The organism is Rhodococcoides fascians NBRC 12155 = LMG 3623, from assembly GCF_001894785.1.
GTDB lineage: Bacteria > Actinomycetota > Actinomycetes > Mycobacteriales > Mycobacteriaceae > Rhodococcoides > Rhodococcoides fascians.
In genome coordinates this window covers 25,583-47,330 of record NZ_BCWW01000014.1, presented here as the reverse complement: position 1 = coordinate 47,330, position 21,748 = coordinate 25,583, and the positions used below count along the sequence as shown (strand labels likewise).

Here is a 21,748-nt window from a genome sequence, read left to right as displayed (position 1 = left end):
CATGTCCTCACGAATCGACAAGATGATCAGGCCCGCCCGGACACCTGTGGTGGTACGCGTAGTTCGGTTGTGGTGCTGCAGCTTTCGGTTGCTCTGTGTCTTGCCCGCCCGGCTGCAGAGCCTGCTCGGTGGCCGCCGGTCAGCCCCCGATCTTCTGGGTGAAGAAGTCGATGAGCCATTGCAGGGCGCTGCGGCCGGTGGAGTCGACCGTGAAGTCGCCGTAGGACTGGTGAGCACCGGAGGCGAAGAACGTCGCGGCGTCGATACCGGCACGAACCAGCTCGGCAGCGTCGCCTGCGCCTGGTGAGGAGGCCAGTGAGACGAGACTGCCTGCCAGACCGGCGAAATCGCCGGTGGAGGCTTGCTGGCCGATCGCTGCGGACTGTCCGGTGACCTGGGTCTGTGTGCCGAGTTGGTCGGGGCTGGTCTTGGCGGCCGAGCCGGTCAGCACTCCGACCGCGACCGAGGCGAGGTCGAGCCCGATGGGCAGCAGCTCGGCGGTGGCCGCGAGGTTGCCGGTTTCGAGGATCTTCCACGCGACTTCCTGAATCGCGCCGACATCGTTGGCCAGGCGGATCACGTCGACGTTGCCGAGCAAGCTCAACACCAGGGAGGCGATCTGCGCCGAGCCGCTGGGGTCGGGGATCATCGCCACCAACGCCGCCAGGGTATGCAGGTCCACCCCTGCGGCCATCTTCACGATCGGCGCGAACTGGTTGTTCAGGTCTCCGGCGATCTTGTGTGATCCCGCGACATCGAGAGCAGCGACCTTCTGCGGCAACGCGATCAGGTTGTCGACGATGCCTTGGTAGTCCAGGCTCGTGAAGCCGGTCGCGACGTTGACGACCTGGTTGACCACCGTCTTCGGCTTGAGCAGCGAAAGCACCTGCGTTGCCGAGGTCAGCGCATCCGGGGACACGGACTGCAACGGTGCGACCTGCCCGCTCAGGGTCGACGAGGTGCCGGCGAGGCCCGCGGTGGTGCCGGTGCCGCCCAGTACCGACGAGGCGGTGTCGGCGATCGAGGTCGCTGTGCTCAGGACTGCGGGAATGTCGATCTGGTCGAGGGCGTCGAGCACCGTCGAGGTCTTGGCCTCCGGGGATCCTTCCGGTGCGGTGTCGAGAGTCGAACGGATGCCGGGGTTCGCGGCGATCACCGACTGCACGTCGGCGACCGGTTCGAGGGTGTTGAGCAACGATGTCGCCGAGGCCCCGACGCTGGCGACCTGCGACTGAGTGCGGTTGGTTCCCACCGAGTCGGGCAGGGTGGCCACCCGCTCCCCGAGAGTCGATGCGGTGTTCGCGGCACCGGCCAGATCGACGCGGGAGAAGTCCGAGACCAGCGACGACGAGAAATCGCTGACCTCTCCCGACTGTGTCGGTGTCGTGCCCGGTTGCGTTCCGGCACCGGTGACGCCGCCCTGCGCGGTCGTCGACGGAGCGACGGTCGATCCGGATCCGGTCTGCCCGCCGGTGGGGACCGGGTCGACGGGCTTGTTCGCCAGCACCTTGCCCAGGCCCGCGAGCAGACCGTCCTTGCCGGCGCTCGTCGAGCAGTACAGGTCCGTGGGATTGCAGAGCTGCTTGACCACCGGGGCCAGCGAGCCGAAGCCTTCGGGCCGGACCCCGCCGATGCCCTGGCCCTCGACCTTCGGCCCGACGACGGTGCCGCCGGCGGTGCCCTGGTGCGGATCGGCGACCAGACCGACGCCGAGAATCCGGGCCGCGGGAACGACGCCGCGTCCGTTACCGATCTCGGCGGCGACGTCGCCGGCGGCGTCCGCGCCTTGGGAGTAGCCCGAGAGCAGGAACTTCGACGTCGCGCACGCCGAGGTGAGGATGTTGTTGATGGCGCTCTTGCCGGTTTCCTTGCTGTCGGCGTAGGTACGGCCCTTGTCGAACGCCGACGCCGCGTACGCGGGGTAGTAGACCTCGATGTCGTTGCCGTACTTCTGTTTCAGGGCGTTGCCGACGGTGGCGAGCATCCCGACCGGGGTGGTGGGATTCGCCGCGGCGTTGGTTTCCCACGTACCCGGGGCCATGATCGCGACGTACTTCGCGCACGAGGTTGCCGCCGTCGCTGCCGGTGCGGCGTGTGCTGGGACGGCGCCCAAGGCCAGGACCACCGCGGCGGCGGCTGCCATCGCGGAGTGCGCCCAGCGCGGTCGTCGTAGCGCGGTGGTGAGCGTTCTCTGGCCGGTCATGGTGTTCTCCTCGTGTGCTCGAGCGGGGTGGGGACGGGTCAGGCTCCGCGACGGTCGCGGCTGCGCCGCTCCCACTGCGAGAGCTGTGGGGGTGGTGCGCTGTCGGGCTGGCGGTTCACCGGCTGCGGGGAATACGGATCGGTGAATTGGTAGGCCGCGCCGGCTCGTGCCGCGGCGATGTTGTCGGCGACCAGCGCGGTGACATTGGTGTAGGCCTCGATCGTGGCGGGCGGGAGGTCCTTGTAGACGATCCGATCGCCGCGGGCGAGCGCTGATTCGTACGGGGCCTGAATGAAATTGCCTTCCTGGACACCGAGATTGCGCAGGTCCTCGAAGACCGCAGACGCCAACTGCGGGTTGGAATCCGGTGTTGCACAGGTCACGACGATCGTCGACGACAACAGGTGCCCGTAGCCGCGGGCGATGATGCCCTCGAGCATCTGATAGACCTGCCGGGCGATGTCGAGGCGTAGCGGGAGCGGAACGACCAGGGCATCGGAATGCTGCACGGCCCACTGCCAGGACTCGGCCAAGGGATTTGCGGCGGTGTCGATGACGATCAGGTCCCGGTGTCGGCGCAGCACTGCCATCACCGCGGCGCATTCGTCCCACCCCAGATTGCGCTCACGGCCCGCCGAATTGTCCGCTGCAAGAATGTCTTCCATTGTCGGTTGACGCCGCAGAAACGCAGTGAGCGATCCCGACACCGCCGACGAGGACGCCAGCTCGTGTGCATGGTCGAGCAGATCCCACACCGTGAGCTCCGGATCGGTGGTGCGGGCGGCGCGATCGCCGAGACTGCCGAGCGATTCGCTGGCGTCGAACACTGTTACCCCGTGGCCACGGTGCTTGCCGAACGTCGAACCGAGCAGCACCGATGTCGGAGTTTTGCCGGCTCCGCCCTTGGGATTGATGACCGAGACCACCGAGCATCCGGGAAGTGGCTGCTGCACAACGCGAATCGACTGACGCAGTCTGACTTCGGCAGAGGTGGGCTTGGGCTTAAGATGAGTTCCCAGGGCGGCGTTGATTCGGCCTCTCAGGCCTGCTTCGGCGGGCTCGGCGGTCGGGTCTTCTTCCTGGCGGTCGAACAGTCGTGCTCGGTAGAACGCTGCGGGGTCGACATCGGGTGTCTCGACCGCGGCCAGTGCGTCCTGCCCGACCCCGTACGGGTCCGGTGCCGTGTCGTCGGCCGACTCGCCTGCAGGCTGTTCGTCCGGTTCGGATTCGGGTCGGCGCAGGCGCTGAGCGCGGAGGTTGACGGTGTCCTCGGCTTCGTAACCCGCGACGGGGTTGTCGACGTCTGGGCGCGGGTGCTGTTCGGCCATCAGCCGACCTCCGCTTGATCGTCGACGAGCAGATCGGAGAGCCGGATGGCCTGCCACGGACGGTGTCCGGGAACCTCGCACCACACGGTGGCCGGATTCTCGCCGTCGATCTCGAGGCGTTCGAGGTGCACTCCGTAGCGTGCCGCGAGAGCTGCGAGCCGCGTGCCGTCGAGGTGCGGGTTGGAGATATGCAGAATCAGCCGGATCGCGGGAGCGTCGAGCTCTTCGCGTAGCTTGCCGGCGAGAAAGGCTGCCTTGCCGGCCGCCGAGTCGTCGGCCGAGGTCTGATCGCCCTGCCGAAACACCGCGTCCTTGGCGTGAAATGTTCCGTACCAGGCTGTTTCGTCGCCATCGCCGACCACTGCGAAGCTGCCGCGCTCATCGCCTGCGGCGTAGAGCTCGACCAGCGGTGCGGCCGACGCCGCGGAGGCGACCGCGTCGGTGACCTGCTCGGCTTCGCTGGCGCGCAATCCGTCGTAGTCCAGGTCGAGCTGCTTGTAGAGCTCTCGTTTGATCTTCTGCCACATCGACCAGTCGGCCAGCCCGGACTCTTCGGCCCATGCGCGGATCTCGCTCGCGGTCGACGCCTCGAGGGTCTCGCGTGCCTGACGTACTGCGGTGGCGGCCTCGGCCCATTCGCTCGCTGCATCGCTCATGTCCTGGCGTTCCTTTCGTGGTGGCTGTTCGCCGCGGTGCTGCGGCGATCTCGCGCTGTGGCGGCGGTGGGTGATCACGCTTGCTCGATGGCGGCGATGACGTAGCGACCGTCGACCTGGTCGGTGGTGATCCGCTGGCGGTACTGCGTCCCAGGCCCGTTCGGGCCGCTCTCGGTGAGAGTGAGGGTGTAGGAGCCGGTGCGCAGCGGGTCGATGTCGAGGCAGTAGGTGGTGCCGACCGGGACGGTGGCGATACCTGCGTCGAGGTTGGCTTCGACGGTGAACGGGGCACTCGCCGGGGCATTCGGTGACACCAGAGCGTGCGCGGCCGCGCCCGATCGCTGGACGTAGTAGGCGTGCTCGAACGCGGCGATGACCCCTGGGCCGCTGTTCTGATCCCCGGCCGGCATCGAGCAATCCGGCCCGGCCGCAACGGTTGTCGGCGCGACGGAGGAAGCGGCGATCGTGTCGGTGGCTGTCGTGTCCGGCTCGGAGTCGCCACCGCTGAACAACACAGCGGCGGCGACGGCCACGAACACGACAGCAGCCCCGGCTGCCGCGACCGCGCGTCGGCGCGATCGCGGCACACGGGGCGAGCTCGACGGCACCCCTGATCGGGCTGGGCCGGTGGCACTGGCAATCGGAGATGTCGTCGAACGGCGGATCATCTGGATGTGTCCTTCCTGGCTGGTTCAACTAGCTGGCTGTAGGGCGAATCAGGCGGGTGCGAACGCCGCCTGCAAGCCGCCGAGAGCGGCAGTGACCTGCTCGACCAGAGGCGCTGCAGCCGACTGCACCGTCTCGACGGACTGTGCCACCTGCGGCTGTTCGAGGGCCTTCGAGGTGAAGCCCTGCACTGCCGAGGCCGCCGGTGCGGTCCACACCGACGCATCGTCGACGGCCTTGTCGACGATCGGAGCCGCGTTCTGAACGGCTGTGTCGGCCGCCGCGAGTACTTGGCGGCCGTTCGGGTCGGCGGCAAGGGTGTCGCGAACCTGCCCGACAGGGCCGGGGAGATCTACTGTCGCGGCCGGCGGGATCGTCGGGACGCTGTCGGCAGCCGGGGGAACCACCGCCGGGGCGGGGGCCGGCTCTTCGATGATCTGCTGTTCGCCGCCGAGAACGGTGGCACCGAGGACGCCGCCGATGACAGCGCCGGCACCGGTCAAGCCCAGCACGATTGGTGCCGACAGTGCTGCGCCGACGCCTGCACCGGCAAGTGCGGCAGCGCCGGGGATGAAGACCCAACCCACCGGTCCTCCCCAGACGATCGCACCGGTGCCGGTGGTAGCAGCGACTCCGAGGCCGCCGCCGATGGCAGCAGCGGTGCCGGTGATCACCGCGGCCGGGACCACCGATGCCGCGAGACCGACAGCGCCACCGGTGATGACACCGGTCGCGGTACCCGCTGCGATCCTGTCGGCGCGGGGCGCGTCGGCGAAACCGTTGTCCACGAGCCAGTTTCCGCCATCGGCTTGTATTGACTGCAACGTGTTGTTGGTACGTGTGAGCAGGTTCTGGTCGACGATGTTGGTATCGACCGGTACCAGCGTGCCGCCGGCGATGAAGGTTCCGGGCGGGGCCTCGATCGGGGCGATGACCTTGCGCTGCACCGTCGGGACCGGCGGCGGGGGCGGCGGAGTTGCCTGCAATGCCGGGGGTGCTTCGCTCGGGGCGGCTTGCGGAGCGGGGGCTTCGTAGTAGGTGTTTTGGTAGTTCGAGGACTGCTGGTTACCGGCCAGGTAGTCGTCGTAGCTACGGGACGGGGTTTGCTGCACCTGTGGTGAGGGCTGGTAGCCGTCCAAGTACTCACGCGGTTTCGGAGCGGGCGGCGGCGGGGTGGCCGGTGCCGTCTGCGGTGTGCTCGTGACTCCCGGTTGTGATCCTTGAGGACTGGTCACTCCCGGCTGCGATGGTGCAGCTTGAGCGGGAGCGGCCTGCATGGTCAGGCCGGCGATCGTCACCGCGGCCACGGCGGGCAGCGATTTGATCACCCGCCCTCGCTTCTTGGATGAGCGGTGGTGTCCGGTGCCCTGTGATGCTGGCATTGGTGTCGATCCCTTCCTGGTGCGACCCGGCGATCGGGTCGCGCTGGTGAATGCGATTGCGGAGCAACCGTTCTGGCGACAATTGGTTTTAGGTGAGTCGGTGGAGAGAAGTGGATGGGTGCGTGCGATCAATAGGTTGTGGGCCAGCCGCACGCACCCATCACGTGCTAGAGGCTCAGAGCCAGCCGAAGACCACCGACCAGAACCACGGCTGCTGGAAAATCCACATTGGGTATCGGAATCCTTTCTGTGCGAACGGGTGTGAGTTCGAGGGGTGATGTCCCGGCGGGGTCGCGAAGCGCTGAACATGATGAAATGCGCTCACTGCGCGACCCTCGCGCCGGTCCACCGGTCGAGCTACAGGGCGCGGGGGAGCTCCTGTAGCTCACGAGTGGGACTATCAGCGAAAGCCCACTCGAGTCGGGTTGCGGTACGAACTGCCAGGTCTACGGCTTACTGGTAGGAATGGACCACTCATTGCACGACGTGGATAAACCCCACTCGGCTAGCAGGGCTCCGTCGTCACCGATGTATTGATGGCGACCGGAATGCCCGTGGTCGAGCGAGCATGCAATCAAGTCGCCATGTGTCCGATTTACAACGATTGACGCGCAGAACTGATTCAGTGAGAGGAGATTTGGCACCATCGCATCCCGTGCGGCACTCACTTCGATTCGCCCCCGTAACTTCGGCGAAAGCGGCGATGTCGGGTGAATGCACCTGGCGTCGCGCCTCTTCCGTGATGACCCAACGCTGAATTTCGACGATGGTAATCGCTGGTCTCAGTCGTCGGCGGCAGCGGCGATGCGGCAAGGGCGAGCGACGCGAACATGTAGAACTCCCGACAGGAATGATCGGACGGATTCTGTGAACAGACCGACCTGATGTCCTGCGCTACAAGCAGTGCCGAGATAAACAAGCACCGAGGATTCCCTATTGGGCGCGCATCAGGACTGTAGAACAGGTTCGGTACACCGCGCAATCGGTTCAGCTTCGCAGAACTCAACTTGGGTTGGTGCATGATTGCAACAATAGCGCGCAACTATAAAACTCACAAGAGCTCGTGGGCATCGTGGATCGAGGAAGATGGGACTGTCTTGATGGGTCGACAGGGAGTTGGGATAGTGCCGCGAAGCGGAGTTCGTGGGTTTCGCGCCGACCGTTTGCGTGAGCTACGAGTACGTGCGGGGTTCAGTGCTGACGACCTCGCGGCCAAAGTGGGCACGACCAGGCAGGCTGTATCGAGCTGGGAGACCGGGCGCTCAACACCGCCGCCCGCGACGCTCAGCCGAATTGCGAATGCCCTGCATACGTCCGTCGCAGCGCTGGTTCCGATCCCGGAGTCTCAGCTGAAATTGTCCGACCTGAGGGTGCACGCGGGTTTGCCTCAAGGCGACGCTGCGCAGCTGCTCGGGATGTCGACCACCGTTCTCGCCGACATCGAGCGTGGGCGCAAGCCCGAGAATGAGGAGCGCATCGAGTCGTTTGCCAAAGCGTATGGGGTGTCGACTCGGACCGTGGCGGCTGCGTGGAGTCGAACGCGCGATGCCCGCACGACACGCGCACAGTCTTTGTAAAAAACGCAACTATTAAACGCACCTTCAACGTTCGCGTTTCGACTGCTTTCAGTCCACAACGAGCTATATAGATCCGTACGGGTCCGCGAACTTATTTAATACTCGGACAATTCAGTCAGGGTGACGAGTGCGGCCGTGGTGTGCTGATCGAGAGAGACTAATACCGCGTCGATTGTCATAGGCTTCCAATTTCCGTCGAGAGTTCTGAAGCGAAGCACGCCGTTGGCGCGATCGCGTGCGAGTGCGTTCGACATTTGCTTCGCAACTGGTACGTCGTCCGGATGAATCGCCGGTACCGGTTCGTCAGGAAGGTTTTCCCAGCAGATACTCGGTGCGGGGTCAGAGTTGTACCAGCGCAACAAGTTGAGAGTTCTGAGGTTGACCAGTGCGCGGTACTCGCCCTCCTTGGTGGAAGCCTCCAGAACACGATGCTCGAGAATGGTAGGTGGGGGCGCGATATTGATTTCCCCTGCAGGACCGATGTCGTGGGTGATGCCCCTCAGGATGACGTCGGTGCCCGAAACCCCGTCTTCGGCGATCATCCGGCACGAGAAGTGCGCGGCTCGAAGTTCACCGTCGTCCCGCCTCACTGTCCAGACCGCTTGGTGAGTGGTGCCCGGCGCTGATTGCACGATCTTGGCCATAGCTTCGCTCTCGTCCCGGTTGGTGACAAGTCGGGTGAACGCTCCGGCGAGTGCACGCTGGGTCTCGCGCTCGTCTTGCGGAACGCAGTAAAGGTCGAGTAGATCGTTGCTACCGCTCGCGGTGCTCTTCGTGAGGTTGAACTGCCACGCCCCGGCGGCGTCTCGCGGTGGTGGGGTCTCATCGCGCTGGCCGAGCCACACCCATGCGCCGTGCGTACGGCCGGCAAATGTTTGGAGTGGTTCGGCCAGTACTTGCCTGGAGCGGTCTTTGGATAGCCGATCCACCACGGCTCCTGTGGAAAGCGTCTCCGTCAGCGCGCCCAGTGCCTCGTTGCGGCTGGCAGAACTACGAAGAACATTGCGAGGTGGAACAAAGGACTTGGGCGAAGACCCAACTCCAATCACCGACGGCTCTGTGTCTCCGAACGTCTCTATCAGAATCCAACTATTCGACATGGTTGACCGACCCCCGCAGGTCTTGTGAGTGAATTGCCGACTGGTGACGGCTTGTCAGCGCCGCCGTAGTGCTTGGAGCGCAGGCAGTAGCTGTTGGTAATGAGGGCCGAGCACGCGCGTGGTCACGTCAATGAGACGGGCGTCGTGGCCAATTCTCACCTGCGATTTTCCCTTCCACGTACCCGCGATAATCGTTCGGGCGGCCTCTGCGGGCGTGGTTCGGGCTATGCGGCGATCGAATAGTTCGGCAGTTCGTTCCTGGTCAATACCGGGTGCCGCCCGTGCTGTTCGAGCGATTGAGGTTTTGATTCCACCAGGAATCACGCATGTCGCACGTGCGGTTCGTGACGTCAGCCGAAGTTCTTGGTTGAGGGCTTCAGTGAAGCCGCGCACTGCGAATTTGGACGAGTTGTATGCGGAGTAACCGGGTGCGGACATGACCCCAAACGCAGAAGACACGTTGACGATCCGACCGCGACGTGACTTCAAGATGTCCGGTAAAAAGGCGCGAGAGCTGTTCACTACGCTCTCGAAGTTGGTTGCCATCACGAGATCGAAGTCAGCTGGGGGAGTGTCGATGACGTCGCCGCTGTAGAGGATGCCAGCGACGTTGAAGACCGCGTCGATACCGCCCAGTTCGGAACGTGAGGACGCTGCCCACGAGTTGATCTCGGACCGGTCGGCGACGTCTAGACGGGTCGCGTGTGCGACGTTGGTGGTAGCCGCACACTGTGATTGGACGTCGAGGAGGGCGTCGAAGTTCTTGTCTGCGAGGGAGAGAGACCAGTTCGAGCGCGCTAGCTGCAAGGCGACCTCACGGCCCACTCCCGAGCCCGCCCCGGTGATCGCGGCTTTCCATTCCCCCGGCATCTGCTCTGCCTCCTAGATCTCGGTGCCATCGGTAACTAGGCACCGTAACGACTCCTCGCTCATCGCGCTAGCAACCAGCTGGTCTGTATCCGGTCGCTCGGATGCGCTGTGTTCGACAGCCACCTCCGGCACCTCGATCGCGGCGATCAACTATCGTCATCACACCGTCGGCCGTCTGTCCCCGTCCGCGAATGACCCCGTCGCCGAGAAACCCTCCGGGCTACGGCGCGAGTAGGCCGTAGCCGGGGATCGACCATCTCCATGCGACCCACTGCTCGCCGACGAGACGAGCTGGGACTGGCCTCATATTGGTCAGATCACAGTGGAACGCACCACGGGGGACTCTCTGAATAACGGTGGATCCGGTCCTTGGTTCGACACGCCGAGCTGAGCTCGGCGGGAAGGATCGATGATGACCGAAACATTGGATCCCAGGGCGGATGAGGTGGATCAGAAGCAGTTGGCCGAGCAGCTCCTGGCTCAGGCCAAGGAACAAGGAATCAAGTTGATGGGCCCGAACGGGCTGCTTAATCAGCTCACGAAGAACGTCCTCGAACCGCGTTGGATGCGGAGATGACCGAGCACCTCGACTACGACAAGCACGATGTCGCCGGCCCGGGGCAGCGGCAACTCCCGAAACGGCACCCGCTCGAAGACGGTGCTCACCGAGATCGGACCGGTAGAGATCGAGGTCCCGCGCGATACCGATTCCTCGCTCGCACCGCAGATAGTCAAGAAGCGGCAACGACGCCTGACAGGTATCGACGAAATCGTATTGTCGCTCACAGCAAAGGGTTTGACGACCGGCGAGGTGTCCGCGCACTTCCAGGACATCTACGGTGCGACGGTGTCGAAGGACACCATCTCCCGCATCACCGACAAAGTTGTCGGAGAGATGACCAAGTGGCAGAACCGGCCACTCGAGCGGGTGTACCCGGTGATGTTCATCGCTGCCGTGCACGTGAAAGTGCGGGACGGGCAGGTCACGAACCGGCCGATGTATGTCGCGATCGGTGTCACCGTCAACGGTGAACGCGACATTCTCGAGATTTGGGCCGGCGACGGCGGAGAGGGTGCGAAGTTCTGGCTCTCGGTTCTCACAGAGATCAAGAACCGCGGAGTCGGGATGTCTGCACCGTTGTCTGCGACGGCCTGAAGGGCCTGTCGGATGCGATCAACACCGTGTGGGAGTTGGCGGCGGTGTAGACATGCATTATTCATCTGATACGCAACACCTTTTCGGTTCGCGTCCCGGAAGTTTTGGGATGAGATGTCGCGTAATCTGCGTTCGGTCTACACCACTCCGTCGGAGTCTGCTGCGAGGGAACGGTTCACCGAGTTCATGACGAAGTGGGGTCAGCAGTATCCGGCTATCACCAAGACGTGGGACACCGCGTGGAGCGAGTTTGTGCCGTTCCTGGATTACGACGTCGAGATCAGGCGGGTGATCTGCTCGACGAATGCGATCGAGTCCGTCAAGGCACGCTACAGGCGTGCTGTGCGGGCCCGTAGGCACTTTCCGGCAGAGCAGTCAGCCCTCGAATGTCTGTATCTCGCCACGCGGGCACTGGACCCCACAGGCAAAGGTAAGGCACGATGGTCGATCAGGTGGAAGCCAGCGCTGAACGCGTTCGCAATCACCTTCGATGGACGCATCACCCCGAACGGTAACTAACCGACACCGAGGTCGGATCCACCGTAATCGGAAACTCCCGCGAAACCGCTCAGCTTCCCGCCAAGGATCCGCGTGCGGCCCGGTTGGCCACCGAAGGGCTCGCGCTGGCGCGCGTGCTGGAGCTCCTTATCGAGGTGGCCGAAGGAGTGCTTGGACGGATCGAGCACGACACCAGTGAGTTAGTTCGGCTTCTGGGCGATCCAGTCGGCGAGATGGGGCGATTCGATGCCGATGGCGGCTCCTGTGCCGTGACCAGTGAGGACTTTGGTCTCGTCGGGGAGCGCGAACAACCGGTCATGTGTCGATCCGAGGATCGCCGGAAAGTCAGAAAACGTCCGCTCGGTAGCGCCTGGCCCGCCCGAGTAGAGAGCATCTCCCGAAAACAAGACACCAGCTTCGGGCAAATACAGACAGACCGATCCAGGTGAGTGCCCTGGGGTGTGGATGACTTCAATATCGGTACCGGCGACTGCGATTCGTTGTCTGTCGTCGAGGGTCCAGTGGGTAACGTTGGGATGGGTCTGTTTCCAAAGCAGGTCGTCGGCAGGGTGCAGCAGGATCGGTGCATGCATCTCGTGACCGAGTTTGGGGGCGAGGGTGATGTGATCGTTGTGGCCGTGGGTGCAAATGACGGCATTGAGGTGGCGTCCAGCAACGCCGTCGACGATCGGCTGAGCCGTATGGGCGGCGTCCACGAGGACCACGTCGGTGTCGTCACCGATAAGATAGATGTTGTTTTCGAGCTCCCATGTGTCGCCTTCGAGCTCGACCATCCCAGAAGTCACGATCCGCTCGATCCGCAATCCATTCGTGCTGAGGAGCGTCTCAACGGTCACAAGACGACAACAGATCGGAGGACTTTACCGGCGTGCATGTAGCGGAACGCCTTTTCGACGTCGCCGATTCCGATGCGTTCGGTGACGAACTTCTCCAGCGGGAGGCGACCCTGGGTATAGAGGTCGACGAGTGTAGGAAAGTCGCGTTCGGGAAGGCAGTCGCCGTACCAGGAAGACTTGAGTTGCCCGCCGTGGGAGAAGAAGTCGATAAGCGGCATCTCGACCCGCATGTCCGGGGTGGGGACACCGACGAGCACGACGGTGCCGGCGAGATCGCGACTGTAGAACGCCTGCTTCCAGGTTTCCGGACGCCCGACAGCGTCGATGACGACGTCGGCACCGTGGCCGTCGGTGAGATTTTTGACAGCGTCGATCGGGGCGGTGTGGGAGGCGTTGACGGTGTGGGTGGCACCGAGTTCCTTCGCCCAGGCGAGTTTGGTGTCGTCGCGGTCGATCGCGATGATGATCGACGCTCCAGCGAGGGCCGCTCCTGCGATGGCGGCGTCCCCGACTCCGCCGCAGCCGATCACTGCGACCGAGTCACCGCGGGAAACGTGGCCGGTGTTCATCGCGGCTCCGAGTCCGGCCATCACACCGCAGCCGAGCAGGCCGACGACGGCGGGGTCAGCGGTCGGGTCAACCTTGGTGCATTGACCTTCGTGGACGAGGGTCTTGTCGGCGAACGAGCCGATCCCCAGGGCGGGGGTGAGTTCGGTGCCGTCGGTGAGGGTCATCTTCTTCGAGGCGTTGTGGGTGTCGAAGCAGTACCAGGGGCGGCCGCGCTTGCAGGCGCGGCATTCCCCGCAGACCGCGCGCCAGTTCAGGACGACGAAGTCGCCGACGGACACGTGGGTGACGGCGTCGCCAATGGTCTCGACGATGCCGGCGGCTTCGTGGCCGAGGAGGAACGGAAATTCGTCGTTGATGCCGCCGTCGCGGTACGTGAGGTCAGTGTGGCAGACCCCGCAGGTTTGAACTTTTATGACAACGTCGTTAGGGCCGGGGTCGGGGATGGCGATGTGGACGAGCTCCACTTCGGCATCTTTGTATCGGGCAATGACGCCACGAACAATGGAGTGAGCCATGTTTGTTCTCCAAACATCAATTATCCAGCTGGGTATATGTTGTTTGTCCGGGGGATAGGGCAGCGCGCCGCTACAATGTATTTGGGCGCGAGTGTTCGGCGCGCCATGGTTGCATTTACGGCCGACGTTTCCTGCATTCACACTGGCTCGTCTTTCATTCCCACAGACGGGTAGCGATGGCTCTTACATCAGGAAAAATTTTGGTCTATGTAGAGTAACAGTGCGGTTCCGTTCATTCTTCATCGAAGTTGTGTTCCTAGTTCATACGGCATTGTGCTGCGGCAGCACGACGTCTAATCGGACCGCTGACACATGAAGATGCCCATGCAATGGGCGTTGATTTAATGCCTGCTGAGTGTCAGCCCACGCATTTTCTTAAGTTTAATCACCGGTATTCGATAGTTAATAGCTACAGCCGCGTGGGAGCCTGTGGGCGAGGACCACTGCAGCAGTGCAGTCCGGTCTGCGGGATCACCCGCCACCACGAGCGGGCTTCCCGTCAGGGGTAGATGCCCACTGATCTTCACGTCGAGTCCGAATTGCTCGGTCCAGAAGTATGGATCGCTGACATAGGGCCTGGTGTCCGTCGGATTCAGTAAAAATCTGGCAGCAGTTCGAGCCTGTTCCACCGCGCTCGTCCAGTGCGGAGTTCTCTTGAGTAGACCCGGGGCAACCTCTTGTACGGTGACGTCGCCGGCGGCGACGACACCGGACGCCGCTCGGCAACAACCGTCGATGACTAGGCCGCCCGCAATACGAAGACCTGAGGTGGAGAGCCAGTCGACAGCCGGCACGTCGCCCGCCGCCGTGACGATCAGGTCTGCGTAGACGGATGTGCCGTTTCCGAGCATCACACCCTCGACAGGGTTGCCGACAAGCTTCACGCCCGAGGGTGAGGTTAGGAACCGGACGCCCGTAGATGAGGCGGTGTCGACGATGAAAGACGCCAACCATCGGCCCAGCAAGCGTTCGAGGGGCGGCTCTCTATCGATCACCGTCACGTCCAAGCCCAGTGAAACAAGTGTTGACGCAACCTCCATGCCAAGGAAGCCAGCTCCAACCACTACTGCGTTCGATGCCGACTTGGCGCGGGCGGCAATAGCACGTGCGTCCGCAAGGTCGCGAACGACCAACTCTCCCGCCTGTCCCGGCGCGGCGAGTTGTCGCGCGGCAGCCCCCGTTGCAATCACGAGACCGTCATAGCGCAGCGAACCACCATGTGCAAGTGTGACCCGCCGGCTCTGTATGTTGAGTCCGGTAGCCCGTGCATTCAACAACACCTCGACGTCCTCGGGCAGGGATTGGAGCCACACCGATTGCGGGTCCTGCGAGCCCGCGAGCACGCCCTTGGACAACGGAACCCGGGAATAAGGGGGCTCGCTCTCTGCCGACACGACGGAAAGGAGACCGTCGTAACCATTCGTGCGTAGCGAGTCCGCCGCGGTGACTGCTGCTATCGAGCCACCCACCACGACGATCTTGCGCATCATGGATGCACCCGATGTCATGAATGCACTATCAGAGCCGCTACCGGACAAGATCGCGCTCCCGACAATGCCTGTGCCTGCAAATCCGGATCGACCGAATCGTGCTGCAGAATCGTCAATTCACCCTCGCCGTCGAGTTGGTAGACCTGTGGACCCACTTGTTCGCACAATCCGTGTCCCTCGCATTTGTTGCGGTCGACTTCGATCTTCACTGTGCTTCCTTTCTAGCGCGTACAGCGACGGGTAGCTCGCCCCAACCTCGTATGATCGGGTTGTAGTGTCGTGCGACAGTTCCTGCTATTTCGATTGTCTCGACCTGCGACAGGAGGGCTTCGGTGATCGCGCGGGCTTCAAGACGGGCAAGTCCCTGACCGGCACATCCGTGTGTTCCGTATCCGAAAGCCATGTGATCGAGTGGGTTTCGATGAATATCGAAGTGGTCTGGGTTCGGGTAGTGTCGCTCGTCGCGGTTGGCGGAGCCGAAATGCAGTCCGACTCGGCTCCCTGCCGGTATTACAGTGCCGTCGACGTCGACGTCGACGGTGGTCTTCCGGAAGAAGATCTGTACGGGTGCCTCAAGACGCAGGGCCTCCTCGAATGCCGCGCCGACGAGTGTGGGGTCCTTCTGTAGTTCAGCCCACACGTCGGGCCGATCGGCGAAAACGTGCAGCATCGATCCGATTCCGTTCACGGTGGTGTCCATTCCGGCCACCAGGAACGCACTTATCAGGGGAATTGCACTTTCTTGCCGGAGTCGGCCCTCGTCGACCGCGTCGAGTATCGCCGTTCCCCAGCTTCCGGGGGTCAAATACTCCCGGTTGGCAACTGTGGTCATCCATTTGACGAATGTCTCGATGTAGGGTGCTCGCTCTGCGAGCTCCGGTGTCATCGGCCCGAACGCATGAAAATATGCGTCGGCACCGGGGATGAGGTTCTCACGGCCTTCCTCCGGCAAACCGATGAGGTCGGCCACCACCTGCACCGGCATACATCTCGCGAGTTGAGTCACCGCGTCGAACGTTCCTTCCGCGACCACGGATTGGACTAGTTCGTTTGCTTGAGCTCGGATGTTTTCGCCCAACTTGCGGATCGCGCGAGGAGCAAGCTGATCGGTGAGAACTGCTCTCAGGGCGGTGTGCACCGGTGGGTCGCTGGCAAGGACGCTTCCTTCAAGCAAGGCGTTGAATTGCGGCAGCAGAGCGACTCCGCTCGCCGAGGAAAACTTTTGCCAGTCGCCATCAGCGGCGCGAACGTCCTCGTAGCGGGAAAGCAGCCAGAAGTCGTGTACGCCCATGTACACCGCGGCCCCCTGATCCCGGAGTTCTTTGTAGACGGGAAAAGGATTGTCGACAACCTCGGCGCTGAAAAGGTCGACATCCGATTCGACATTGGTTTGTAACTGGGTCACAACGAACTCCTGTCTTGAATGTAGGTCACTCGATCGAGTGGGTTCGAGCTGGCCACGCCTACCGGTGCGGCTTGCGAGCGATGTGGCTGGAGTGGGGCGGAAAGTCTGCAACAACATCTGGATTGTGGATCTGGGTCGACCCCTCCTACGTCTCTCGGGGAGCAGAGTTCTGTAGTGCCGCCGCCGGGTCTCTGCTGCGACGACCGCGGACGAGCGAGGACCGAAGTTCGCTGACAGTGACGACGTCCTTGCATCAGGCGAATCCGACTTCCCTTCGGCGTCCTGCAGGCTCGGCTTATCTGGCATAAAAGACCCGTACCGTTGTGGTGTTATGAGTGTTGCGCATCACAGCAGAAACGTCAAGGGTGTACGGAATGGGCTGCTTGTTCTGACAAACCTGGCTGTTGTTGTGCGGCGGAGTGGCGGATCGCCGGTTGCGTTGAGTCAAGCCGGCAGGTTTCGCGTGTCGTAGCCGTGGTCATCTGCCTGCCTGTGCGTTTGATCTGGTGATCTATTCAAGTGATTTGTCTACGCCATCTCGGTATTGGCCTGAGTTGTTCGCGTGCCGTCACACGACGAAGTTGCTGTGTTACGTAACGCGCCGAACGTTCGGAAGATCAGCGACTACAGGTTGCGTCGGCTTGCGTCCACGGCAACGATTCCGCGAATCACTGCGGGATGCGCTTCAGATGGATCGAATAGTTGGTGTACTTTTTTTGGGTCGGAATACTGACGGGTGCATGGGGCATCGAAACGCCGCCCACTCGCGCAAAGACATCACCAAGAGCTAACCCGCCGCGCCGTTGCCGGACTCTCATACCTCAGGTTTTAACTCCGCTCGCACGCGGTGTCCACAAAGCCACAGCGCATCTCGAAGACGACCGATCATGGTCACAGTTCATCGAGAAAGCCTTACTCCGCGAGGCCGAAGCGCGTGAACGTTCACACAAAAAGGGGAGTGGTACAGCGGAAAGTCATTCACTCCCTGCTCATCAACGGCAACTAACTGCGTGTGCGTGTCGTCGGCGAAGGCGGCAACCTCGGTCTGGCCCAACGCGGACGCATCGAATTCGCCCGCACCGGCGGACGCATCAACACCGACGCCCTCGATAACTGCCGTTTTCGCACTGTGCGCAGTCGGAGTCGTCCGACGGACACCGTCTACCGCTACTGCCGTTTGCTCGTCGGTACGGTGCTGATCGGCCTTGCGCCCGAAACGGAGGGAGATGTGGTTGCCTATATGACGAGTCCGGCATCTTTCCTTCGGTTCAGGTGTACAGAGTCACCATCTGGTGCGCGGCCGAAATCGCACCGATCGGGGTGATGGTGGTCGTCAGCATTGCGTGTCTTCTAGGAATGGGTCATTGCCGATTTACGCTGCATCACAATAGGATCGAACCAGGCACCGACGTCAAGCACGCATCACGGGTGTCCTGAAACTCATGCACGCCCCGCCGGTTTCGACTACAGGGGTTTACGCGGGGCGAGGTGAGGCCATCCCTTGGCATCGGCACCGCTTCGGACGGCCGCCTGGTACTGGTCATCTACGCAGCACGACTGCGTTCCCTTGCCCGCCTCCACCACACAAGGCGGCCGCGCCGACTGAGTCTCCCCGTCGAGCCATCGACAAGGCGAGGCTGAGGACAAGTCGTGCACCTGACATTCCGACAGGGTGACCGAGAGCTATTGCTCCGCCGTGCACGTTGACCTGCTCGGCTGATAATCCGAGATCGAGCATCGAAGCCACCGCCACTGCCGCGAAAGCTTCGTTGATCTCGATAATGCTCAGATCGCTGACCTTCATGCCAGGCACCTTGTTCACCGCCGCAATAATCGCTCGAGATGGCTGATGCAGCAGTGAGGTGTCGGGTCCGGCCACGAAGGAAGATGGACCGATTTCAGCCAGCCACTGCAGGCCAAGTGCAGTTGCTTTGGATTCACTCATCAGCACCAGCGCTGCAGCTCCGTCCGACAGCTGCGAAGCCGAGCCCGCAGTGATGGTCCCGTCTACAGCGAAAGCGGGTCGCAAGGCGCTCAGTGCAGCGGGCGTCGCGTTGGCGCGGATACCCTCGTCGTCCGTTATGGTGACCGTTTCCCGCCTGGTGAGGACGTCGATGGGTGCGATCTCGTTTGCGAAAGTGCCGTCGCTTGTCGCTTCGGCCGCTCGCCGGTGCGATCGCGCTGCAAAATCGTCCTGTTCTGCGCGGCCGATGACCTCGGCTCGCGCGTAGCGATCGGTCGACTCACCCATCGATACGTGATCGAACGCGCACCTCAAAGCGTCCGCGTCCAATGCGTCCTCGAGACGGGAACTTCCATAGCGCAATCCAGCTCGCGCACCCCGTACGAGATGAGGAGCATTGGTCATCGACTCCATGCCTCCGGCGACGACGATGTCCGCCTCTCCACTTTTGATGAGTCGATCACCGTCGATCACAGCCTGAAGGCCTGACAGGCATAGATTGTTGACAGTGACGGCGGGCGTCGTCAGTGGAATCTGCGCCCCGACCGCTGCCTGGCGTGCAGGGTTCGGGCCTACGCCCGCCTGGACAACATTGCCCATTATGACCATGTCGACTGTCGACGCAGCTATCCCTGCACGGGAGAGTGCATGCTGAATCGCGTGCGCCCCTAGCTGTTCCGCGCTGAGGGAGGCTAATGCGCCTCCGAGTTTACCAATCGGAGTGCGAGAACCTGCCACCAGAACTGTTCGAGTCATCATGCCAATCCTTCCTGTTGGTGGGGACGTGATCCGGGCCGTTAAACAGGGGTGATGACCCAGCGGTACCAACTGCGGGTAGCAATGGTTTGACTAACTATAGTCGGACGACCTAATGAATCAGAATCTCCACAGCTCCGTGCTCACACAGTCGGCCCCACCGAAGCTGTGTCGCACACTCACGATGGTGTCGACCGAACACTGCGGACCCGTCATAAATGCCCGTGATGACCCGATCGGTCCGTGTGCACTTCTTGTCCAGTGCCGTGTCCTCGGCGAAGGGGTGGCCCTGCCACGCATCTCATTGCGCTCGGACTGCAACCGAGGTCTGGTCTAGTTGAAGTCGACTCGGTAAATGTTGTCCCCGGTGATCGATCCGACCCAGATCTCGGATCCGACCTGCACCGCCGTCGTCGCTAGGCTGACATCGGACTCTGATCCGTCTATGACGTGGGCAGCCGTCATGGTTGTCGGATTTATCTCGAACACGTGGTAGCCGGTGGGGCAATCGGTGCCTTCGCCGCCGTTGCACGTCGTCACGTCGTCGATGGTGACGTCGTGTCCGGTCACCAAAACCGTTCCTCGATCGGTCCATCGGAGGTTGTCCGGCAGGAACGGCAGCTCCAGGGTCACCCGGTCTGCGTTGCCGTTCAACGGAATCTTCACGACCTTCCGCTGAGTCCATCCGGCGGCCATCACGTATCGGCCATCTTCGCTCACCACGACCCCGTTTGCACCACCGAGCTCAGAGTTCGGAATGGCTTCCCAGGTTCCGCCACGAGTCCATTTCATGATCCGCCCGGTATCGACACCAGTGAACATGCGCTGGAACGGATTTCCTGCCTCGGAAGGATTGAACATGCTGGAAACCACAATCCCACCGCCATCAGGTAACGGTGCCACCCCGTTCGCAGAGACGTCGTCCGGGATTGGGATGCACCCGACCCAGGTGGCATCGATCGATTCGCCGCTGGCATCCAGATCGAACACTTCTACCGAGTGCCGACCGTGATTGATCGCGTACAGGGTGTCCGGGTCCGTCCCTGCACCCGGTTCGACGTTGATGCCGTGGGGTTCTGCGGTCGCCATGTCGGGTTCGCCGGGACAGCTCGGATATGCAGCACGGTCCCATCGACTCTCGACCGAGGTCGAGGGCCACAGAGGCACCTGTTTGCCGACGGTCGAGTCCACGGCGAAAAGGCCCCCCGTCATCCCCAGTTTCTCCGAGGACATGCTGCTGACCAACACCCAGGATGTTTCTGGGATTGTCACCAGGTCTTCAGGTTTCGAGATTCCGCCTACCAACGTTTCCGTGATTGCATCCGATTTTACGATGGCGGCTGTGGTTTCCACGGTTTCTTCGTTGTTCGTCGCGATGTTCTCGGGTGAGGAACTGCATCCGATGAACAACGAAGTACACGCTGCGAAGATCATTATTGTGCTTGAACGCATTGGTTACTCTCGATTTCGGTCGCTGGCGGGATTCGAGGTGCACCACGTCGGTCGCATCGATGGTGCAGAGCCTCCGTCAACCTGCGATCAGATTGTTGGGGTCGATCACGAACTTCTGGGCGACTCCACTGTCGAATTCGGCATAGCCTTGGGGTGCCTCGTCCAGAGAAATCACCGATGCATTGACTGCGCGTGCGATGTGTACTCGGTCTCGAAGGATCGCGTTCATGAGTTCGCGGTGGTAACTCATCACCGGACACTGCCCAGTTGCGAACGACAAGGATTTCGCCCACCCTGTTCCGAGACTCAGGGACAGTGATCCATGCTTGGCTGCATCGTCTGTAGCTCCGGGGTCGCCTGTGACGTACAGCCCGGGGATACCGATACCGCCGCCAGCAGTAGTGATGTCCATTAGCGAGTTCAAGACTGCAGCAGGTTTTTCGGTACCTACTTCTCCGCCGTGTCCGCGTGCTTCGAAGCCTACGGCGTCGATGGCTGCGTCGACCTCAGGTACGCCCAGGATTTGTTCGATCTGATGCTGCGGTGATCCTTCGCTCACATCTACGGTTTCGCAGCCGAAGCTTCGGGCCTGGGACAGGCGGTCCTGGTTGAGGTCTCCCACGATGACAGCCGATGCGCCGAGCAGTTGCGCGCTCACGGCCGCGGCCAGCCCTACGGGGCCGGCTCCTGCTACGTACACCGTTGATCCGGCCCGCACCCCAGCGGTGACGGCACCGTGATATCCGGTGGGGAAGATGTCCGACAGCATGGTCAGATCCAAGATCTTCTCGAGTGCCTGGTCTTTATCCGGAAACTTCAGCAGATTGAAGTCGGCGTAGGGCGCCATCACATACTCCGCTTGTCCTCCTACCCATCCACCCATGTCGACGTAGCCGAATGCAGATCCCGGGCGATCGGGATTGACGTTGAGGCAGATGCCGGTTTTTCGTTCTTTGCAGTTGCGGCACCGACCGCACGCGATGTTGAACGGTACCGAGCACAGGTCGCCGACCTTGATGAACTCGACATCGCGGCCCACTTCGATGACTTCACCGGTGATTTCGTGGCCGAGGACAAGCCCTTCGGGTGCGGTGGTGCGGCCTCGTACCATGTGTTGGTCGCTTCCGCAGATGTTGGTGGCCACCACCTTGAGGATGACTCCGTGCTCACACTTACGGCCGATATTGCCGGGGTTGACCCCGGGGCCGTCGTGGAGTTCGAGTTTCGGGAAATCGATCTGTCGTACCTCTACCTTTCCGTTGCCGACATAGGTGACTGCGCGGTTCGTGCTCATCTAGCGAAAC

18 protein-coding genes and 3 pseudogenes are annotated in these 21,748 nt (G+C 62.4%); 6 read left to right on the top strand and 15 right to left on the bottom strand.

Annotated features, from left to right (window positions below; genetic code table 11):
- Positions 1–139: 139 nt before the first annotated feature.
- The 5 genes from RFA01S_RS23675 to RFA01S_RS23655 form a co-directional block, all read right to left on the bottom strand.
- Complete coding sequence (locus tag RFA01S_RS23675; RefSeq protein ID WP_052060969.1) at positions 140–2,203, bottom strand: cutinase family protein; 2,064 nt, start codon at positions 2,201–2,203, stop codon at positions 140–142.
- A gap of 38 nt (positions 2,204–2,241) precedes the next feature.
- On the bottom strand, positions 2,242–3,531 hold the full coding sequence (locus RFA01S_RS23670) for a MinD/ParA family ATP-binding protein (protein ID WP_032388726.1): 1,290 nt from the start codon (positions 3,529–3,531) through the stop codon (positions 2,242–2,244).
- Positions 3,531–4,187 (bottom strand): hypothetical protein, encoded by a 657-nt coding sequence (locus RFA01S_RS23665; protein WP_032388765.1) that lies wholly within the window; start codon positions 4,185–4,187, stop codon positions 3,531–3,533. Before RFA01S_RS23665 ends, RFA01S_RS23670 begins: the two co-directional genes overlap by 1 nt.
- Positions 4,188–4,261: 74 nt before the next feature.
- Positions 4,262–4,855, bottom strand: a complete 594-nt coding sequence (locus tag RFA01S_RS23660) for a DUF8176 domain-containing protein (protein WP_072692226.1) — start codon at positions 4,853–4,855, stop codon at positions 4,262–4,264.
- A 48-nt stretch (positions 4,856–4,903) separates the two neighbouring features.
- Positions 4,904–6,235, bottom strand: coding sequence for a hypothetical protein (locus RFA01S_RS23655; RefSeq protein ID WP_230597339.1), 1,332 nt, complete (start codon positions 6,233–6,235; stop codon positions 4,904–4,906).
- Between the two features lie 889 nt (positions 6,236–7,124).
- Here RFA01S_RS23655 and RFA01S_RS28590 point away from each other — a divergent pair.
- Together RFA01S_RS28590 and RFA01S_RS23650 are read left to right on the top strand one after the other, a co-directional pair.
- On the top strand, positions 7,125–7,283 hold the full coding sequence (locus RFA01S_RS28590) for a hypothetical protein (RefSeq protein ID WP_139278534.1): 159 nt from the start codon (positions 7,125–7,127) through the stop codon (positions 7,281–7,283).
- A 76-nt stretch (positions 7,284–7,359) separates the two neighbouring features.
- Positions 7,360–7,812 (top strand): helix-turn-helix domain-containing protein, encoded by a 453-nt coding sequence (locus tag RFA01S_RS23650; RefSeq protein WP_032388724.1) that lies wholly within the window; start codon positions 7,360–7,362, stop codon positions 7,810–7,812.
- A 95-nt stretch (positions 7,813–7,907) separates the two neighbouring features.
- Here the strand turns inward: RFA01S_RS23650 and RFA01S_RS28685 are convergent, their stop codons facing one another.
- Entirely contained in the window at positions 7,908–8,912 is a 1,005-nt protein-coding gene (locus tag RFA01S_RS28685) for a GAF domain-containing protein (protein WP_032388723.1), read from the bottom strand.
- Between the two features lie 54 nt (positions 8,913–8,966).
- A complete protein-coding gene (locus RFA01S_RS23640) occupies positions 8,967–9,782 on the bottom strand; it encodes an SDR family NAD(P)-dependent oxidoreductase (protein WP_032388722.1) in 816 nt (271 codons plus the stop codon).
- A 412-nt stretch (positions 9,783–10,194) separates the two neighbouring features.
- Here RFA01S_RS23640 and RFA01S_RS28280 point away from each other — a divergent pair, with 412 nt between their 5' ends.
- Together RFA01S_RS28280 and RFA01S_RS23635 are read left to right on the top strand one after the other, a co-directional pair.
- A complete protein-coding gene (locus RFA01S_RS28280; protein ID WP_230597337.1) occupies positions 10,195–10,359 on the top strand; it encodes a hypothetical protein in 165 nt (54 codons plus the stop codon).
- Between the two features lie 27 nt (positions 10,360–10,386).
- A pseudogene (locus tag RFA01S_RS23635) lies at positions 10,387–11,457 on the top strand (IS256 family transposase).
- Positions 11,458–11,636: 179 nt separating this feature from the next.
- Here the strand turns inward: RFA01S_RS23635 and RFA01S_RS23630 are convergent.
- The 5 genes from RFA01S_RS23630 to RFA01S_RS23610 all read right to left on the bottom strand — a co-directional run bounded on the left by RFA01S_RS23630 (position 11,637) and on the right by RFA01S_RS23610 (position 16,273).
- Positions 11,637–12,230: an MBL fold metallo-hydrolase gene (locus tag RFA01S_RS23630; RefSeq protein ID WP_052060906.1), complete on the bottom strand. Its 594-nt coding sequence runs from the start codon at positions 12,228–12,230 to the stop codon at positions 11,637–11,639.
- A gap of 59 nt (positions 12,231–12,289) precedes the next feature.
- Positions 12,290–13,378: an S-(hydroxymethyl)mycothiol dehydrogenase gene (locus RFA01S_RS23625; RefSeq protein ID WP_032388720.1), complete on the bottom strand. Its 1,089-nt coding sequence runs from the start codon at positions 13,376–13,378 to the stop codon at positions 12,290–12,292.
- 341 nt (positions 13,379–13,719) lie between these two features.
- Positions 13,720–14,886, bottom strand: a complete 1,167-nt coding sequence (locus RFA01S_RS23620) for an NAD(P)/FAD-dependent oxidoreductase (protein WP_218017708.1) — start codon at positions 14,884–14,886, stop codon at positions 13,720–13,722.
- The gene (locus tag RFA01S_RS23615; protein ID WP_032388719.1) at positions 14,883–15,077 is read right to left on the bottom strand and encodes a ferredoxin; all 195 of its coding nucleotides are present in this window, start codon (positions 15,075–15,077) and stop codon (positions 14,883–14,885) included. Before RFA01S_RS23615 ends, RFA01S_RS23620 begins: the two co-directional genes overlap by 4 nt.
- Complete coding sequence (locus RFA01S_RS23610) at positions 15,074–16,273, bottom strand: cytochrome P450 (RefSeq protein WP_032388718.1); 1,200 nt, start codon at positions 16,271–16,273, stop codon at positions 15,074–15,076. Before RFA01S_RS23610 ends, RFA01S_RS23615 begins: the two co-directional genes overlap by 4 nt.
- 705 nt (positions 16,274–16,978) lie before the next feature.
- Here RFA01S_RS23610 and RFA01S_RS28680 point away from each other — a divergent pair.
- Together RFA01S_RS28680 and RFA01S_RS28585 are read left to right on the top strand one after the other, a co-directional pair.
- Positions 16,979–17,221: pseudogene (locus tag RFA01S_RS28680) on the top strand (ParB family protein); the annotation flags it as partial.
- A 58-nt stretch (positions 17,222–17,279) separates the two neighbouring features.
- Positions 17,280–17,387 (top strand): annotated as a pseudogene (locus RFA01S_RS28585) (NAD-glutamate dehydrogenase domain-containing protein); the annotation flags it as partial.
- 426 nt (positions 17,388–17,813) lie between these two features.
- On the opposite strand, the gene RFA01S_RS23600 reads toward RFA01S_RS28585, so the two are convergent.
- The 3 genes from RFA01S_RS23600 to fdhA all read right to left on the bottom strand — a co-directional run bounded on the left by RFA01S_RS23600 (position 17,814) and on the right by fdhA (position 21,738).
- Complete coding sequence (locus RFA01S_RS23600; protein ID WP_032388762.1) at positions 17,814–18,992, bottom strand: acetyl-CoA C-acyltransferase; 1,179 nt, start codon at positions 18,990–18,992, stop codon at positions 17,814–17,816.
- Positions 18,993–19,325: 333 nt separating this feature from the next.
- A complete protein-coding gene (locus RFA01S_RS23595) occupies positions 19,326–20,081 on the bottom strand; it encodes an SMP-30/gluconolactonase/LRE family protein (protein ID WP_230597336.1) in 756 nt (251 codons plus the stop codon).
- Between the two features lie 439 nt (positions 20,082–20,520).
- Complete coding sequence (gene fdhA, locus RFA01S_RS23590) at positions 20,521–21,738, bottom strand: formaldehyde dehydrogenase, glutathione-independent (RefSeq protein ID WP_032388715.1); 1,218 nt, start codon at positions 21,736–21,738, stop codon at positions 20,521–20,523.
- Positions 21,739–21,748 lie beyond the last annotated feature (10 nt).

Coding starts and splice junctions, on each gene's coding strand:
- RFA01S_RS23675 (WP_052060969.1), bottom strand. CDS start 2,203: ATGACCGGCCAGAGAACGCTCACCACCGCGCTACGACGACCGCGCTGG.
- RFA01S_RS23670 (WP_032388726.1), bottom strand. CDS start 3,531: ATGGCCGAACAGCACCCGCGCCCAGACGTCGACAACCCCGTCGCGGGT.
- RFA01S_RS23665 (WP_032388765.1), bottom strand. CDS start 4,187: ATGAGCGATGCAGCGAGCGAATGGGCCGAGGCCGCCACCGCAGTACGT.
- RFA01S_RS23660 (WP_072692226.1), bottom strand. CDS start 4,855: ATGATCCGCCGTTCGACGACATCTCCGATTGCCAGTGCCACCGGCCCA.
- RFA01S_RS23655 (WP_230597339.1), bottom strand. CDS start 6,235: ATGCCAGCATCACAGGGCACCGGACACCACCGCTCATCCAAGAAGCGA.
- RFA01S_RS28685 (WP_032388723.1), bottom strand. CDS start 8,912: ATGTCGAATAGTTGGATTCTGATAGAGACGTTCGGAGACACAGAGCCG.
- RFA01S_RS23640 (WP_032388722.1), bottom strand. CDS start 9,782: ATGCCGGGGGAATGGAAAGCCGCGATCACCGGGGCGGGCTCGGGAGTG.
- RFA01S_RS28280 (WP_230597337.1), top strand. CDS start 10,195: ATGACCGAAACATTGGATCCCAGGGCGGATGAGGTGGATCAGAAGCAG.
- RFA01S_RS23630 (WP_052060906.1), bottom strand. CDS start 12,230: ATGGTCGAGCTCGAAGGCGACACATGGGAGCTCGAAAACAACATCTAT.
- RFA01S_RS23625 (WP_032388720.1), bottom strand. CDS start 13,378: ATGGCTCACTCCATTGTTCGTGGCGTCATTGCCCGATACAAAGATGCC.
- RFA01S_RS23620 (WP_218017708.1), bottom strand. CDS start 14,886: ATGACATCGGGTGCATCCATGATGCGCAAGATCGTCGTGGTGGGTGGC.
- RFA01S_RS23600 (WP_032388762.1), bottom strand. CDS start 18,992: ATGACTCGAACAGTTCTGGTGGCAGGTTCTCGCACTCCGATTGGTAAA.
- RFA01S_RS23595 (WP_230597336.1), bottom strand. CDS start 20,081: ATGGCGACCGCAGAACCCCACGGCATCAACGTCGAACCGGGTGCAGGG.
- fdhA (WP_032388715.1), bottom strand. CDS start 21,738: ATGAGCACGAACCGCGCAGTCACCTATGTCGGCAACGGAAAGGTAGAG.